Raw genomic sequence first — 1,178 nt, 5'->3', positions numbered from 1 at the left:
TCCGCGGACCCGGCGTCCCTGACGCTGAACTACACCTGTCCGTTCCCCCTGATCGGCAAGCAGCCGCTCAAGGTGGACATCAGCACGGACATCCCCAGCAGCATCGCTGTCAACGAGATGACGCCTCCGATTCACATCGAGGCGATCAGCACCGTCAACGCGAAGACGCACCAGGGTCTGAAGACGGTGGCTGCCACCACCATCGAGGGCAGCGCGGTCGCCCAGTCGCAGATCACGGCCCCTGGCTTCGATCTGCCGCTGGAGGTGCCGATCGAGGTCCCGAAGCAGGATGTCCCGCCGGCCCCGCCGTACACCGAGTTCTCGATCAACGCGAGCGGTGACGCTCCGGAGATCAGCTTCAGCGAGCCCGGGCACGGTGAGATCACCGTCGGCAACATCACGCTGACGCTCACCCCGAAGAAGGCCGACGGCTCGCAGACCGGGCTGAAGACCTTCACCGCGGCTTGCACCCTCGACGCGGGTCAGGACACCGTCCTGGCCGAGTTCGAGGTCACCGACGGTTCGACCGATCCGACGGACCCGTCCGATCCTTCGGACCCGAGTGACCCGTCGGACCCGTCCGACCCCTCGGACCCTTCGGACCCGAGCGACCCGTCGGACCCCTCGGACCCGAGCGACCCGTCGGACCCGAGCGACCCCTCGGACCCTTCGGACCCGAGCGACCCCACCGACCCGTCGGATCCCACGGACCCGAGTGACCCGTCGGATCCCACGGACCCGTCCGACCCCTCGGACCCCACGGACCCGTCCGACCCCACGGACCCGAGCGACCCGACGGACCCGAGCGACCCGACGGACCCGTCAGACCCCACCGACCCGACGGACCCCACTGACGGTGGGACCACGGACGGCGGCACCACGGACGGCGGGACCACCGACGGTGGCACGAGCAGCAGTGGCGGCGTGTCCGGCACCCAGCTCGGCGGCAGCAGCTCCATCGGTGGCTACACCAGCACCGGTGGCGGTCTCGCCGAGACCGGTTCGTCGAACAACGCCCCGCTGATGCTCATCGGCGCGGCGACGATGCTCGCGGGCGGCGCCGCCTTCCGCGTGCTGCCCCGGCTGATGCGCGGGCGCACCACCGAGGCGTCCTGATCCTGCGGCACAGCAAGACCGGCACAGCAAGACGGCGGGCCCGGAGCGATTCGCTCCGGGCC

The 1,178-nt window shown here is 70.5% G+C and carries 1 protein-coding gene; it reads left to right on the top strand.

The window, feature by feature from the left end; all coding sequences use genetic code 11:
- Positions 1–1,116: DUF6801 domain-containing protein (locus ACSNOC_RS27745; protein WP_436750331.1), on the top strand; the 1,116-nt coding region annotated here is incomplete at its 5' end.
- Positions 1,117–1,178: the final 62 nt, after the last annotated feature.

Origin of the sequence: Streptomyces sp. URMC 129, from assembly GCF_051386415.1 — a bacterium.
Lineage (GTDB): Bacteria > Actinomycetota > Actinomycetes > Streptomycetales > Streptomycetaceae > Streptomyces.
The sequence above is the reverse complement of the archived record's forward strand: the minus strand, read 5'-3'. Positions and strand labels throughout refer to the sequence as shown.